Annotated in this window: 10 protein-coding genes; 3 read left to right on the forward strand and 7 right to left on the reverse strand. The window is 71.0% G+C overall.

Annotated features, from left to right (window positions below; translation table 11 throughout):
• Nucleotides 1-413: 413 nt before the first annotated feature.
• Together QF035_RS22665 and QF035_RS22670 are read right to left on the reverse strand one after the other, a co-directional pair.
• Nucleotides 414-1,949, reverse strand: a complete 1,536-nt coding sequence (locus QF035_RS22665) for an MFS transporter (RefSeq protein ID WP_307522325.1) — start codon at nt 1,947-1,949, stop codon at nt 414-416.
• Nucleotides 1,950-2,115: 166 nt separating this feature from the next.
• Nucleotides 2,116-2,760 (reverse strand): TetR/AcrR family transcriptional regulator, encoded by a 645-nt coding sequence (locus QF035_RS22670; protein ID WP_307522326.1) that lies wholly within the window; start codon nt 2,758-2,760, stop codon nt 2,116-2,118.
• A gap of 263 nt (nt 2,761-3,023) precedes the next feature.
• On the opposite strand from QF035_RS22670, the gene QF035_RS22675 reads away from it, so the two are divergent.
• Nucleotides 3,024-4,322, forward strand: a complete 1,299-nt coding sequence (locus tag QF035_RS22675; protein ID WP_307522328.1) for a M6 family metalloprotease domain-containing protein — start codon at nt 3,024-3,026, stop codon at nt 4,320-4,322.
• A gap of 158 nt (nt 4,323-4,480) precedes the next feature.
• Complete coding sequence (locus tag QF035_RS22680; RefSeq protein ID WP_307522329.1) at nt 4,481-6,154, forward strand: IclR family transcriptional regulator domain-containing protein; 1,674 nt, start codon at nt 4,481-4,483, stop codon at nt 6,152-6,154.
• A 173-nt stretch (nt 6,155-6,327) separates the two neighbouring features.
• On the opposite strand, the gene QF035_RS22685 is transcribed toward QF035_RS22680, so the two are convergent.
• The 3 genes from QF035_RS22685 to QF035_RS22695 form a co-directional block, all read right to left on the reverse strand.
• Nucleotides 6,328-7,050 carry a ScbR family autoregulator-binding transcription factor gene (locus QF035_RS22685; RefSeq protein ID WP_307522330.1) on the reverse strand — a complete coding sequence of 241 codons (723 nt, stop codon included), beginning with the start codon at nt 7,048-7,050 and terminating at the stop codon, nt 6,328-6,330.
• Nucleotides 7,051-7,186: 136 nt separating this feature from the next.
• Nucleotides 7,187-8,467, reverse strand: a complete 1,281-nt coding sequence (locus QF035_RS22690) for a cytochrome P450 family protein (RefSeq protein ID WP_307522331.1) — start codon at nt 8,465-8,467, stop codon at nt 7,187-7,189.
• A 51-nt stretch (nt 8,468-8,518) separates the two neighbouring features.
• Nucleotides 8,519-9,304 (reverse strand): ScbR family autoregulator-binding transcription factor, encoded by a 786-nt coding sequence (locus QF035_RS22695; protein ID WP_307522332.1) that lies wholly within the window; start codon nt 9,302-9,304, stop codon nt 8,519-8,521.
• Nucleotides 9,305-9,605: 301 nt separating this feature from the next.
• Between QF035_RS22695 and QF035_RS22700 the strand changes: the two genes are divergently transcribed.
• Entirely contained in the window at nt 9,606-11,471 is a 1,866-nt protein-coding gene (locus QF035_RS22700) for an acyl-CoA dehydrogenase family protein (RefSeq protein WP_307522333.1), read from the forward strand.
• A gap of 177 nt (nt 11,472-11,648) precedes the next feature.
• Here QF035_RS22700 and QF035_RS22705 read toward each other — a convergent pair whose 3' ends face one another.
• Both QF035_RS22705 and QF035_RS22710 read right to left on the reverse strand, forming a co-directional pair.
• A complete protein-coding gene (locus QF035_RS22705) occupies nt 11,649-12,977 on the reverse strand; it encodes an enolase C-terminal domain-like protein (protein WP_307522334.1) in 1,329 nt (442 codons plus the stop codon).
• Nucleotides 12,978-13,030: 53 nt separating this feature from the next.
• Nucleotides 13,031-14,368, reverse strand: a complete 1,338-nt coding sequence (locus QF035_RS22710) for a gluconate:H+ symporter (RefSeq protein ID WP_307522336.1) — start codon at nt 14,366-14,368, stop codon at nt 13,031-13,033.
• Between the last annotated feature and the right edge of the window lie 208 nt (nt 14,369-14,576).

The following is a 14,576-nucleotide window of genomic DNA, read 5'->3' on the forward strand; positions in this document are numbered from 1 at the left end:
TTCCCCCCCGCGCCCCTTAAAGACTGCGCAGTTCCCCCCCGCGCCCCTTAAAGACTGCGCAGTTCCCCGCGCCCCTTGAAAGCCGCTCACGCGGGCCATCACAAAAGGTCGCTCGCGCGGCCGCCCCGGCACAACGGGCGGCCCGCGCCCGCGGCACAGGTCCTGGCCCCGGGCATGGATCTGCCCCGGCTCCACCGCTCTCGGAGCCGGGGCAGATCCCGGTTCGTACGTATGAAGGCGTCCCCACCCCTGCACACGTACGAGGTCAGTGGGTGACCCCATGCGGGTCCGGTCTCGCCACGCGATTCGCTGGGGGCGTGCCCCTCAGGGGCGCGCGGCTGCATCGATGTGCGGCTCCGCGCGACCAGCCACAGCGGACCCGCGGTTTCATGACCGCGCCCCCAGCGGAGCGCCTAGTGGGCGATGACCGGGACCTTCAGGTCGTCCTCGGCGCCCTCGACGGAACCCGCGGCCGCCGTGGAGTCGGGGCTTCCGGCGTTGATGAAGGTGAAGGCGATTCCCGCGGCGACGACGAGGATGCCGACGGCGAACCAGATCGCGTTGGTGTAGCCGTGCACCTGAGCCTGCAGCTGGACGAGCTGCTGCTGGGGCTGGGTGGTGGCACCGGCGATGTGGTCCTTGACGTACGCCGTGGTGGCCGACGCGGCGATCGTGTTCAGCAGAGCCGTACCGATCGCGCCGCCCACCTGCTGCGAGGTGTTGACCATCGCGGAGGCGACACCGGAGTCACGCGGCTCGACGCCCAGCGTGGCCAGGGACATGGCCGGCATGAACGCCGTACCCATACCGAGGCCGAGCAGCAGCATCGCCGGCAGGAGCAGGGCCGCGTACGAGGAGCCGATCTCCATCTGGGTCAGCAGCAGCATGCCGGCCGCGGCGACCAGGAAGCCCGGGCCCATCAGCAGACGCGCCGGGAGGCGGTTCATCAGCCGGGCGCCGATCTGCGTGGAGCCCGCGATCATGCCCGCGATCATCGGCAGGAAGGCGAAACCGGTCTTGACCGGCGAGTAGCCCTTCACGATCTGCAGGTAGTAGGTCAGGAAGAGGAACAGGCCGAACATCGCGATGATCGCGAGACCGAGCGAGAGGTAGACACCGCCACGGTTGCGCTCGGTGATGACACGCAGGGGCAGCAGCGGGGCCTTGACCTTGGACTCGACGAGGACGAACGCCGCGAGGAGCACCGCCGACGCGACGAACAGGCCGATCGTCATGGAGTCGCCCCAGCCCTCGGACTCGGCGCGGGTGAAGCCGTAGACGAGCGAGACCAGACCGAGGGTCGACAGGACGACACCCGGGATGTCGAGCGGCGAGCGGTTGCGGCCGGCCGGCTCACGGATGACGAAGTACGCACCGGCAGCGGCGACGACCGCGAACGGGATGTTCACGAAGAACGTCCAGCGCCAGTCCAGGTACTCGGTGAGGAAGCCGCCGAGGATCAGGCCGACGGCGCCACCGCCACCGGCGATCGCACCGTAGATGCCGAACGCCTTGGCGCGCTCCTTGGAGTCGGTGAACATCACCGCGAGCAGCGAGAGAGCGGCGGGCGCGAGCAGCGCGCCGAAGGCACCCTGAAGGGCACGGGAGCCGAGAAGCATCGCCTCGTTGGTGGCGGCACCGCCGAGGGCGGAGGCGCCGGCGAAGCCTATGAGGCCGGTGACGAAGGTGCGCTTGCGGCCCCAGATGTCGGCGATCCGGCCGCCGAAGAGGAGGAGTCCGCCGAAGGCGAGGGCGTAGGCCGTGATGACCCACTGCCGGTTGCCGTCGGAGATGCCCAGGTCCTGCTGGGCCGAGGGCAGCGCGATGTTCACGATGGTCGCGTCGAGCACGACCATGAGCTGGGCGAGCGCGATGAAGGTCAGCGCTTTCCAGCGGTTGGGATCGGGGGCCTGCGCCTTTGCGGCGGTGGCCTGGGCTGTTTCAGACATGGAGGTACCCACTTCGGGACTTCGGATCGAAAAAGGCAGTGAGAGGGCGCGGCACGTCGTCGGTGACGGCCGGGAGGTTCGGTGAGTTCGGTGCGTAAGTGGGGTTACGCGCGTGCTGGTCGGGTCATCGCTGGTAGGGACCGCCGCAAGGGGCGGAAGTCATCGGTCAGGCTTGGCGCAGGTCCTCCATGGTCGCGGTCATGCCCGGCAGTTCGGATCGGGCCGGAGCCCGCAGACCGTCCAGGAACAGCTGCAGGTGACGGTGGACGAACCGGTCGAAGCACAGGGCCGCGGTGCCGGCCGGGGGCCTGCTGAGCTGGGCCACGGCGATCATGAGGTCGCCGACGCCCACGTCGGGTCGGAGCTGTCCGGCCTCGCGGGCACGCGCCATCAGCCGCTCGGTCAGTTCCTCGATCCGCTCACGCGCCGCTTCCATGTCCGGGTGGTGCTGGTCGAAGGTGCTGGACATCATCGGGCAGAGGGCCGAGAGCCGCTCGTCGGCACAGGCGTGCACGAAGCGCGAGAGCGCCTCGAACGCGTCGCCCGTCTCGGCGAGCGCGAGTTCGGCCGCCTCCGACGTACGGTCCATCACCGAGCAGACGACCTCCCGCACCAGTGCGTCCCGGTCCGGGAAGTTGCGGTACACCGTGGCATTGCCGACGCCGGCCCGGCGAGCGACCTCGTCGAGCGGCACGTCGGGGCCGAACTCCACGAACATCTCGCGGGCGGCGGTGACGATCCGCTCCCGGTTGCGCAGGGCGTCGGCGCGCGGCCGGGTCACCTTGTGCTGTACGCGGACTGCGGTCTCCACGGCGTACTCCTTGAGCCGGTGGGTGCGATCCGGGGATCGTTTCCCCGTTTCGCTCGGACACATGGCTAAACGGGGAAACGATCCCCGGTTATTTCCCAACCCCGAAGAGATTTCATGTGACCCGCGTCACACCCCTCAAAGGTCCCCCGAGCAGGAAACCCACGATCGGGCTCCTCCAGCGCGCGCCCGCGCATCCGGCGGCACAGGGTGATCGAACAGGGTGCAGCCACACCGGCCGGCTGCCTGGAGCGAAAGGCCCCTGCATGCAGCCGACCAGCCGTCGGATATCCCCGCGCCGCCGCGCCGCAGCCTTCGCCTCGGTCACCGTCCTCACCCTGGCGGTCAGCACCTCGGCCGGGACCGGACATCTGACGACCGGTTCCACCACGGCTGCGGGACCCATCGCGCTGGCGCGCTCCTCCCCCCTCGGTCCCTGCATGATCAGCGGCTCGATGGGCGTGCAGATGTCCGAGGGCATCCCCACCCCGGCCGGCTACTCGCGCTCCACCGGGACCGTCCGCGCCCTGAACCTGATGGTCGACTTCTCCGACGCGACCGGCGAGGGCAGCGCGCTCGACCGCTTCGGCGAGTTCTTCCCGCAGACCACCGACTGGTTCCGCACCAGTTCGTACGGCCGCCTCGACTACCGCCCCGAGGCCCCGATACCCGGCTGGCTGCGGATGCCCAAGTCCTTCGAGGAGTACGGGATAGAACGCGGGGCCCCCTTCGACCCCGGTTACCGCGACCTGGTCCAGGACCTCGTGGCCGCGGCCGATCCGAAGGTGGACTTCAGGGAGTACGACCTGCTGAACGTCCTGATGACCCCGAACGCCGGCCCCTCCGCCCTGGACACGGTCCTGTCGGTGACCTTCGCGGGCAACACGGAGGCGCCGGTCGCGGACGGGGTGCCCGTCGCGAACGCGTCGTTCGTCTACTCCCGCCAGGACGACGGCTCCGGCTCGTACGACGAGACCGGCTACCGCGTACTCCCCCACGAGAACGGCCATGTCTTCGGGCTGCCCGACCTCTACACCCAGGACGGGGGCGCCGCGGTCGGGCACTGGGACATCATGAGCGAGGACTGGGGGGCCGACAACGACCTGCTGGGCTGGCACAAGTGGAAGCTCGGCTGGCTCGACGACGCCCAGGTCGGCTGCGCGTCCGCGGCCGGCACCACCGAGCACGTCCTGACCCCGCTGGCCGAGCCCGGCACCGGCGGCAAACTGGTCTTCGTCCCGGTCGACTCGAAGACGGGGTACGCGGTCGAGCTGCGCACCCGGTCGGGCAACGACGACGCGGTCTGCAAGATGGGCGTGCTCATCTACAAGGTCGACGCGAACGTCGACACCGGCCGGGGCCCGATCACGGTGATCGACTCCACGAAGGACAGCGGCGGCTGCACCCGCAGCCCGAACGTCCACGCCGAACTCTCCGACGCGGCCTTCTCCCCCGGCCAGTACTTCAAGGACCTCAGAACCGGCATCCGCATCACCGTCGCGGGCACCGACGCCACGGGCAAACACCAGGTGTACGTGACCCGCGACCGTCAAGCGGCATCGTGAGCTGCGGCTTGTGGGCGGAGAGGCGGCGCCCCTTCAGGCGGCCGCGCCCCTGCAGGGGCGCGGGGAACTGCGCGACCAGCCGCTGACGGCCCGCAGCTTCGGCACGACCGCTCCCCCGTATTTCATTACCGTGGTCCGCACACCGTAATGGGGAGCCCATGCCACCGACCCACCTCACCCCTGCCAAGCCCGACGCAGTCACCCCCGTCGAGGCAGTCGCCCCACTGATGCGGGGCATCACCGTGCTGCAACGGCTCACCGAGGCAGGCGGCACGTCGAGCCTCAGCGCCCTGGAGAAGGCCACCGGCCTCGCCAGATCCACGGTGGACCGCATCGCGGCAACACTGGCCCGCATGGGATACGTACGTCTCGACGGCCGGGACGCCGTGCTCACGCCGCGGCTGATGGAGCTGGGCAACGCCTACCTGGCCGCCCTGCGGCTCCCCCGGCTGCTGGACGGGCGGGCCGACGCGCTCGCCGACGAACTGGACGAGTCGGTGTCGCTGGCGGTCGGCGACCGGGACGGCATCCGCTTCATCCACCAGGCGACCCGGCGCCGCGCGATGTCGCTGAGCTTCCGCATCGGCGATCTGCTCCCGGCCGAACGGACCGCGCCGGGCCCGCTGTTCGCCACGGGGTGGGCCGACGAGGACTGGACGCGCTGGCGCGAACGGCGGGCCGCCGACCCCGAGGACCACGGTTTTCCCGCCGTGCCGCCCCGCGAACACCCCACCGGGGACGACGAGTTCGAGGAGCGGACACGTGAGGCGGCGGCCCGCGGCTGGGCGCTCGACGACCAGTTGATCGAACCGGGCCTGGTCGCGGTCTCCGTGCCCGTACGGGATCGCGGTGGACGTATCGCCTGTGTGGTGAGCGTGGTGAGCCACACCAGCAGGCACACCGCCGACTCCCTGCGGGACACCCTGCTGCCCCGGCTGCGGGCGAGCGTGCGCGCGATGGAACGGGATCTGCGGGACGCCCCCGCCCAGCAGCCCGCCGCGCGCGCCACGCCCGCCGGACTCGCCACCTGGACCGGAGCCTCGAAGAATGAACTGGGCCGGGAGTTCATCGAGTCGCTGGCCCGCGGGCTGACCGTGATCACGGCGTTCGGCGAGGGCCGGGCCGAGCTGACGCTCACCGAGGTCGCGCAGGCCACCGGGCTCGCGCGGGCCACGGCCCGGCGTGCGCTGATCACGCTGGAGCACCTGGGCCAGGTGACCGCCCACGGGCGGACGTTCACGCTGACGCCGCGCGTCCTGGCCCTCGGCTTCCCGCCCCTCTCCCGTACGACGCTTCCGCAGATCGCGGCCCCGCATCTCGCCGAACTCGCCGACCGGCTGCACGACTCGGCGTCCCTCGCTGTCCTCGCGGGCGACGAGATCCAGTACACGGCCCGCGTCGCCACCAGCCGCATCATGAGCGTCAACATCACCGTCGGCACACGCTTCCCCGCCTACGCGACCTCGCTGGGCCGGGTCATGCTCGCCGGCCTCACCGCGGCCCAGCGGGGCCCGCTCCTGACCGGCCTGCACGCGCTGACCCCGCACACGGTCACGGACCCGGATGCCCTCGCGGGCACCCTCGATCGCGTCCGGGAGGCCGGATACGCCCTGGTGGACGGGGAGTTGGAGGAGGGACTGCGGTCGATCGCGGTTCCGGTGCGGGATCGTACGGGGCGGGTCGTGGCGGCCGTGAATGTGGCGATGCACAGTTCTCGGCGGACCGTTGAGCAGTGTGTGGGTGAGGTGCTGCCGGAGTTGGCCGCGACGGCCGGACGGATCGAGGGTGACCTTCGGGTGGCGGGGCGGTTCGCCCGGGTGCCGGTCGCCTAGCCGGCGGGGCACGCGACAACCAAGAGGGCTGGTGGGAGACCGGTTCGACCGGCCTCCCATCAGCCCCTGGCGCTTCGCGCGATGGGTTGTGGGCAGCTGCGGGCCCGTGGGGCTGGTCGCGCCCCGCGGCGGAGCCGCAAATGTTGCCGCCCCGCGCCCCTAAAGGGGCGCCGTCACGCCCCCGAGCGGGCCGTGACGCGGAACGGCGGGGGTACGCCGTCGACCCCCGCCGTTCCCTCCCGCCGCCCAGAGGCCACCAGCCCCTTGAGCGCCGCCTCCGTGGCGAGCCGCGGCAGCAGCAGCGCCCAGAAGCGGGTCAGCATGGACTGCGACAGCCACTGCGCGTTCCGGCTGCCCAGGGCCCCGAAGCCCACGGTGGCGGCGACCACGGCATGGGCCGCGTCCTGCGGAGACACGTCACGGGCCAGCGCGCCCTCGCGGGCCGCCTCGGCCAGTACGCCCTCCACCCAGGTCTGCCACCGCCGCCTCAGATCCGCCCCGGCCGCCACCGGCACCGGGCTCTCGCTCAGGTCGAACCCGGCCCGCAGGATCACGTCGTGCCGCAGACCCCGGAGCAGCGCGTGCGTGGTGTCGACCAGCACCTGCAAGGACCCGCCGGAACCGGTGACCCCACTGCCTCCGGCGGTCGCGGCGGCCTCGCTCCTCGCCCGGCCCTCCAGCGTGATGCGCCGGAGCCGCTGCGCCGCCGCCTCCCACACGGCCGAGGCCAGTGCCGCCTTGCTGGCGAAGTGGAAGTGCAGCGCGCCGTTGCTGACCCCGGCCCGCGTGCTGATCGTGGACAGGGACACGACGTCGAAGCCGTCCTTGCTGAAGAGCTCGGCCGCCGACTCGATCAACGCGTTGCGCGTACGTACCGCGCGTTCCTGCTGGGCCATCAGAGCGCTCCGTTGCTGCGAGGGGCGTGCCAGAGAGGCGCCTACACGATAACAAACCGCATGTGCGGTTTCTATTGCCGTGCCATTGCTTTTGCTATTGCTACGGCTCCTGCTGCCGCCACGGCCACTACTCCCGCTACCGCTCCTGGGCTCGGAGCACGGGCAGCGAGCCGTAGCCGTTGACGATGAAGGACTCCACCGGCTCGATGCCGTCCACCGGAGCCGCCAGGGACAGCCCCGGGAAGCGGTCGAACAGCCCCGCCAGCGCCACGCTCGCCTCGATCCGCGCGAGCGGCGCCCCCAGGCACCGGTGGACCCCGAACCCGAAGGCCAGGTCCTCGCGGCGGCCCGGGCGCAGCAGGTCGAAGACGGCGACGTCGTCCCCGTACGCCTCCGGGTCCCCGGACGCGGCGGCGAAGGAGACCAGGATCGGGTCGCCCTTGCGAATGAGCACACCGTCGGACTCGCCACCGGACTCACCGTCGGCCGGTGCGGGGTTCTCCAGCGCGATGTCGTCCACCGCGAACCGCATCGGGGAGTACGCCGCCGGGCTGTGCACGCGCAGTGTCTCGTCCACCACGTCCATCCAGGTGGCCCGGCCGGCGCGGACGTGCGCGAGTTGTTCCGGGTGGGCGAGCAGGGCCCCGACGGCGTTGGTGATGAGCGTGCAGGTCGTTTCCTGGCCTGCGGCGATCATGAGGTAGAGGGTGCCGAGGAGTTCCTCCTCGGTGAGTCCGCCGTCCTCGTCCTGGTCGCGGGCCTCGATCAGCGCGGACGTCAGATCGCCGCCGGGTTCGGCGCGCTTCTCGGCGGCCAGCCGGGCGAGCATCCCGAAGACCTCGATCTGCGCGGCGGCCATCCGCTCGGCGGACACGGCCGTGCCGAACACCAACTCCAGCGCGGCGCACAGGGGTTCGCGGGCCTCCTCCGCCACCCCGAACAGTTCGCAGATGACGCGCATCGGCAGCAGCCTGGCGAAGTCGGCCCGCAGGTCGACCCGTTCACCGTCCGGGACCGCGGCCAGGTCGTCCAGCAGCCCGGCCGTGATCTCCTCGATCCGCGGCCGCAGGGCCTCGCTCCGGCGCGTGGTGAACGCGCCCGCGACCAGCCGCCGCAGCCGGGAGTGGTGATCCCCGTAGGCGAACAGCATGTTCTCGTTGGCGACCCACGGGTACAGCGGCCACTCGGGACCTATCCGCCCCTCGACGAAGGCGGGCCAGTGCTGCCGGGCGTCCTTCGACACCCTTGGATCCAGCAGGAGTTGCTTGACGTACTTCTGCCGTACGGCCGCCCACGCGACCACTCCGCCCGGCAGTTCCACCTCTGCCACCGGCCCTCGTGAGCGCAGCTTCTCGGCCTCCGAGGCGAGATCGCGCCCCGTCACGTCCAGCGCGTACGGGCAAGCAGGCATGTCCATCCGTGCACTCCGTTCGGTCGGTCGTCGACGCGCCCCCGACGCGAGGGCGCTTCACTGAGCGGCGGTCGCGACTCCCGCGGGCGCCTCAGCACCGGCACCGGCACCGGCCTGCGGGCCGGCCGCGATGTCCGCCTCCGGGCCGTCCTCCAGCTCACCCTCGGCCTCGGCCGCCTCCGCCTCGCGCAGTTCCATGGCCTCGCGGTGGATCCGCGCCGCCCGCTCCGGTGTGAAGTCCAGCCGGACGAGCACGCCCGGCACCGCGATCGACGGCATCAGATGCCGGTAGAGGTCGGCCACCCGCTCCGCCAGGTCCGCGCGGCCGGTCATGATCCGCGACAGCACCTGTACGCCGGTGAAGGCCCCGACGAACAGCTTCGCGAGCGAGTCCACATCGGCGTGCGGCAGGACCTCGCCCTTGGCCTTGGCCTCCTGGAAGAGGGCCTGGGTGTGGTCCTGCCAGGCCCGCATGGGCACCCGGCGGTTCAGGTGGTCCTTGGGCGACCCCTGGTCGACGGTCAGCCGGACGCTGCCCTGGACGATCGGATCACCCGTGTCCCGCTTGAGCAGATACGCGAGCAGCAGTGCCTCGTCCAGCGACTGCTGGAGCTTCAGCTCCTGCTCGGGCACGCGCGGCAGGGACTCGACCTGCGCCGCGAGGACCGCCTGGGCGAGCTCCTCCTTGGACGTGAAGTGGAAGTAGAGGGCGCCCTTGGTCATGCCCGATTTCTTGAGGACGTCCGAGATGGTCGCCGCCTCGTATCCGACCTCGTCGAACACCTCGGCCGCCGCGACGAGAATCGCCCGCCGCGTCCGAATGGCCCGCTCTTGCCGCGCCACGAACAACCTCCGTACCATCCCGCACATCGGGAAAAGAGACCATGAGGTCTGTACCGGGCAGCTGCGACCTCGCGGCCCAGAATAAAACCAGCCGAACGGTTTCTCAAGGATTCACCCACATGGAAGTCGCGTCCCCGCGATGAGCTGCACCGACGTGCAGGCCGCGCCGCGAGCGCCCCCTCGGGCTCCCCCAGTGAGCGCCTCCGCCTCCCTGAGCACCCTTGAAAACAAAACCGGTTGGTACGTATCTTCGGTGCGCAGTGGTTCGTACCTGACCGGTTCCCACACCCAGGGGAGTTCGATGGCCGTGCCCGCACACACCAAGACCCACCCCGTCGCCGACGAACTGGCCCAGCTGCTCTTCGAGGGCGCCGATCGCGAACGCGTGCACGGGGCCTGGCGTCGGCTCGTCTCCGGCAAGGAGTTCGCGTACCGCCCGGGGCTGCCGCCCGAGGAGCGGACGGCCCTCTCGTACGAGCGGCTGCGGCTCCTCAACGACGCGGCCGGTGATCCGGTGGAGCTGGCGGCCGATCCGTACCGCCTCGCCGGGCTGCACGAGTGGACGGGACCGGTGGACGGCGGGCTGACCACACTCGCGAGCATCCACTACAACCTGTTCCTCGGCAGCGTCCTCGACCACGACGGCGGCCGGGGCAGGGACCTGTCCGCGTTCACCTCGCTCCGGCGTACAGGAACGTTTCTCTGCACGGAGTTGGAGCACGGGAACGATGTCGCGTCGATGGAGACGGTCGCGGTGTTCGACCGCACGACGGGCGGCTTCCACCTCACCACCCCCACGCCGGGCGCGCGGAAGTTCATGCCCAACACCAGCCTGACCGGGGGCCCCAAGACGGCGGTGGTAGCCGCCCGCCTCGTCGTCGACGGCGAGGACCAGGGCACCTTCCTCTTCCTGACCCCGCTCAGCGACGAGAACGGCCACCTCCCCGGAGTACGGGTCCGGCCGCTCCCCCAGCGCACCGGCACCCCGGTCGACCACTGCCTCACCTCGTTCGACCGGGTGTGGCTGCCGCGCGAGGCGCTCCTGGAGGCCGAGCACGGGCGGCTCGGCGCCGACGGGACGCTGGCCAGCACCCTCGGCAACAGGCGCAAGCGGCTGCTGCGTTCCATCAACCGCGTCACCATGGGCAAGCTGTGCATGAGCGCCGGCACGCTGGGCATGTCGCGCGCCGCGCTGACCATCGCGGTGCGGTACGCCCACAGCCGCTTCCTGGCCGGACCGAAGGCGGGCGAGCGCATTCCGCTGGCCGCCCACCGCAGCCACCACGGCCGGCTGCTGCACGCGCTGGCGACGGCGTACGCGATGACGTTCCTGCACCGCTCGCTGGTGAGCCGTTTCGCCGTGCACGCGGACGAGGACCGGGCCGAGGTGGAGCGCGAGGTGGCCGTGGCCAAGGGCTGGATCACCTGGCAGGCCCGCGCGATCACCACCGAGTGCCGCGAACGCTGCGGCGCCCAGGGCCTGTTCCCCGCCAACGGCCTGGCCGACCTCCCCCTCAACATCGAGGGCGGCATCACCGCCGAGGGCGACAACCTGGTGATCTGGGTGAAGGCCGCCTCCGAGATGGTCTTCGGCCACCAGGGCGTACTGGTCGGCGAGTCCGGCGATCCCGAGGGCCGGGAGCTCACCGAACTCCCCTTCCTGCGCGGCCTGTTGGCCGAGGCCGAGCGCATCTGGCAGGACCGGGCGCGCACGGCCCTGCGCGAAGGCCCCTCGGGCGATCCGGTCGGCCGCTGGAACGCGACCTCGGACGCCGCCCTGGAGATGGTCTCCGCGCACGCCCGCCTCCAGGCCGCCGACGCGTTCCTCGCCGCGGCCGCCCGGGCGGAGGACCCCCGGGCCGGCTTCCTGATGCGGAGCCTGTGCCGGCTGTTCCTGCTGCGGCAACTCGGCGAGCACACGGGGGATCTGCTCGCCGAGGGGCGGCTGACACCGGATCACGTACGGGCCCTTCCGAAGGCCGTCGACACGGTTCTCGGGGAGCTCGCTCCCCATCTCATGACTCTGGTGGACGCGTTCGATCTGCCCGCGGAGGTGCTGTCGGGCATTCCGATAGCGAGTGGGGGGTCGGTGGGCGGGGACGAGGACGGGGGCGAGGTCGACTGGGTGGAGGCGGAGGTGGGGGCCGGGGTTTCGGTACGGGTGTGAGTCTGCGGGTGAGTGGGGGCTGGTCGCGCAGTTCCCCGCGCCCCTGAAAGACGGGGCTGCGCCCCTGTCTTTGGGGGCGCCCCAAGTCGCGCGATCAGCCACAACGTTTTTAGGGGCGCGGGGAACTGCGCGACCAGCCACAGCGGGCCCGCAGACATACGACGAGCCGCCTTGGTCCTACCGGACCAGGCAAGGTCGCTTTGGGTCGAACTGCCAGTTGGGGATGAGGTATTGCATACCGGTGGCGTCGTCCCGCGCACCGAGGGCCTTCTCCTTGTAGAGGTCGTGCGCGGCGAGGAGGCGGTCCATGTCCAGGTCGAGGCCCAGGCCGGGAGCGTCGGGGACCCGGATCTCGCCGTCGGTGATGCGGGGCGGGGCGACTGTGAGACGTTCCAGGCCCTCCTGCCAGATCCAGTGGGTGTCGAGGGCGTTGTAGTCGCCGGGCGCCGCGGCCCCGCAGTGGGTGACCATGGCGAGCGAGATGTCGAAGTGGTTGTTGGAGTGACAGCCCCAGGTCAGCCCCATGGCGTTGCACAGCTGGGCCACCCGCACCGACCCCTGCATGGTCCAGAAGTGCGGGTCGGCCAGGGGGATGGAGACCGACTGGAGGGCGAGGGCGTGGGTCATCTGACGCCAGTCCGTGGCGATCATGTTCGTCGCGGTCGGCAGGCCGGTGGCGCGGCGGAACTCGGCCAGGATCTCGCGCCCCGAGTAGCCGCCCTCCGCGCCGCAGGGGTCCTCGGCGTAGGCGAGGGTGCCCAGCAGCGGCGTACACAGCTCGATCGCCTCGCTCAGTGACCACGCGCCGTTCGGGTCGAGGGTGATGCGGGCCTCGGGGAAGCGGGCCTTGAGCGCGCGTACCGCGTCGACCTCCTCCGTGCCCGCCAGGACCCCGCCCTTGAGCTTGAAGTCCCGGAAGCCGTAGAGGTCGTAGGCCGCCTCGGCCTGGCGGACGATCGCCTCCGGCGTCAGGGCCTCCTCGTGCCGGACGCGGTACCAGTCGACGTCCGAGTCGGGCTCGCGGACGTACTCCAGGTCGGTGCGGTCGGGGTCGCCGACGTAGAAGAGGTAGCCCAACACGCGTACGGAGTCCCGCTGTTGGCCGTCGCCCAGGAGGGCCGCGACCGGTACGTCGAGGTGCTGCCCCAGGAGGTCGAGGAGCGCCGACTCGACGGCCGTGACCGCGTGGACGGTGGTGCGCAGGTCGAAGGTCTGGGCGCCGCGCCCGCCCGAGTCGCGGTCGGCGAAGCGGGCGCCGATCTCGCGCAGGACCCGCTTGTAGTCGCCCACCTTCGCGCCGACCACCAGGGACTCGGAGTCGCGGAGGGTCTGGGTGATCTTCTCGCCGCCGGGCACCTCCCCCAGTCCCGTACGGCCCTCGGAGTCGGTGAGGACGACGACGTTGCGGGTGAAGTAGGGGCCGTGGGCGCCGGAGAGGTTCAGCTCCATGCAGTCACGGCCGGCGACGGGATAGACGGCGAAGTGGGTGACGGTCGGCTGGCTCATGCGGGTCGAAGTCCCTTGTGTGTGAAGGTGGTCGGGGCCGGTGGTCGAGGACTTCACAGGCTGAGGACGTCCAGGGCCCACTCCAGCGCCAGGACGCCGCCCAGGCCGATGATCGCGAGCACCGTCGTGTAAGTCGTACGGACCTTGATCGCCTCGATGACCGAGAGGTTGAAGTACTCCTTGAACAGCCAGAATCCCGGGTCGTTGACGTGGGAGAAGGCGATCGACCCGCACGACACGGCGAGCACCATGATCTCGGGGTGGACGCCGCTGCCCGCGAGGAGCGGGAGGACCACGCCGGAGGCCGTGACGACGGCGACCGTCGCCGAGCCGAGGGCCACCCGGAGGATGACCGCGATGAGCCACGCCAGGATGATCGGCGAGATGGACCAGCCGTCGGTGGCGTCCTTGATGTAGTCGGAGATACCGCCCTCGACGAGGACGTTCTTGAAGGCGCCGCCCGCCCCGATGACCAGCAGGATCATCGCCATCGCCTTGGCGGCCGAGGTGCAGGAGGCGCTGACCTCCTCCATGCTGCGGCCGATCCGCGGTCCGAACGCCCAGATCGCCAGCAGCAGGGTCAGCATGAGCGCGATCGGCGCCGAGCCGATGAACGCGACGAAGTTCAGGAACGGGCTCTCGCCGGACGTGGCCATGTCGGTCACGGCGGCGCCCGCGATCAGCACCACGGGGAAGAGGGCCACGAACAGCGACCAGCCCATGCCGGGCATCTCCTCGTCGGCGAACTCCCGCTCGCTGACCAGGCCCTTGGGGATGGTGGGGTTCATCCGCCTGATGAACGGCAGCCGCGGCCAGGCGAGCGCGATGAACGCACCGGCGGGTACGGCGATGAAGAGGCCGTAGAAGAGGGTGTGGCCGACGGACGCGTGGAAAGTCGCGGCCACGGCGGTGGGGCCCGGGTGCGGCGGCAGGAAGCTGTGCATCGTGGACAGCGCGATCGACATCGGCAGGCCGACCCAGAGCAGGTTCGCCCCGGTGACCCTGACCAGGGTGAACGCGATCGGCACGATGATGATGAAGGCGACCTCGTAGAACATGGTCACGCCGATGAGCATGGACGTGACCACCATGGCGACCTGGACCCAGCGGGGGCCGAAGGCGTCCAGCAGCCTGCCCGCGATGCGTTGGGCGGCGCCCGAGTCGCCCATGACCCGGCCGACCATCGCGCCGAGGCCGATGGTGAGCATCGTGTCGCCGATCTGGTCGCCGATGCCGGTGGAGAGGACGTCCGGGATGTCGGCCACGGGTATTCCGCGGACCAGGGCCACGCCTATCGCCACGAGGAGGAGTGCGGCGAAGCCGTTGAGTTTCAGGCGGGTCATCAGGAGCAGCAGGATCAGGACGCTGATCCCTACTACGAGGAGAGGCATGGCAGTTCCCCTTTGAACTGTTGGGCGGGGTGGCTCCGCCGGTTCGGGGCCGGGTGCGGGTGGCTCCGCCGGATTGGTGCCGGGTGCGGGTGGGTGGGGCTTGTCGCGCAGTTCCCCGCGCCCCTGAAAGGCGTGGCTGAGGCCGGTGCGTCGGTGCGAGTCCTCGTGGGCTGAGCGCGCAGTTCCCCGCGCCCCTGAAAGAAAGGGG

The sequence above is a fragment of the Streptomyces umbrinus genome, from assembly GCF_030817415.1.
In the GTDB taxonomy this organism is placed as follows: domain Bacteria; phylum Actinomycetota; class Actinomycetes; order Streptomycetales; family Streptomycetaceae; genus Streptomyces; species Streptomyces umbrinus_A.

Coding starts and splice junctions, on each gene's coding strand:
- QF035_RS22675 (WP_307522328.1), top strand. CDS start 3,024: ATGCAGCCGACCAGCCGTCGGATATCCCCGCGCCGCCGCGCCGCAGCC.
- QF035_RS22705 (WP_307522334.1), bottom strand. CDS start 12,977: ATGAGCCAGCCGACCGTCACCCACTTCGCCGTCTATCCCGTCGCCGGC.
- QF035_RS22665 (WP_307522325.1), bottom strand. CDS start 1,949: ATGTCTGAAACAGCCCAGGCCACCGCCGCAAAGGCGCAGGCCCCCGAT.
- QF035_RS22690 (WP_307522331.1), bottom strand. CDS start 8,467: ATGGACATGCCTGCTTGCCCGTACGCGCTGGACGTGACGGGGCGCGAT.
- QF035_RS22680 (WP_307522329.1), top strand. CDS start 4,481: ATGCCACCGACCCACCTCACCCCTGCCAAGCCCGACGCAGTCACCCCC.
- QF035_RS22685 (WP_307522330.1), bottom strand. CDS start 7,050: ATGGCCCAGCAGGAACGCGCGGTACGTACGCGCAACGCGTTGATCGAG.
- QF035_RS22710 (WP_307522336.1), bottom strand. CDS start 14,368: ATGCCTCTCCTCGTAGTAGGGATCAGCGTCCTGATCCTGCTGCTCCTG.
- QF035_RS22700 (WP_307522333.1), top strand. CDS start 9,606: ATGGCCGTGCCCGCACACACCAAGACCCACCCCGTCGCCGACGAACTG.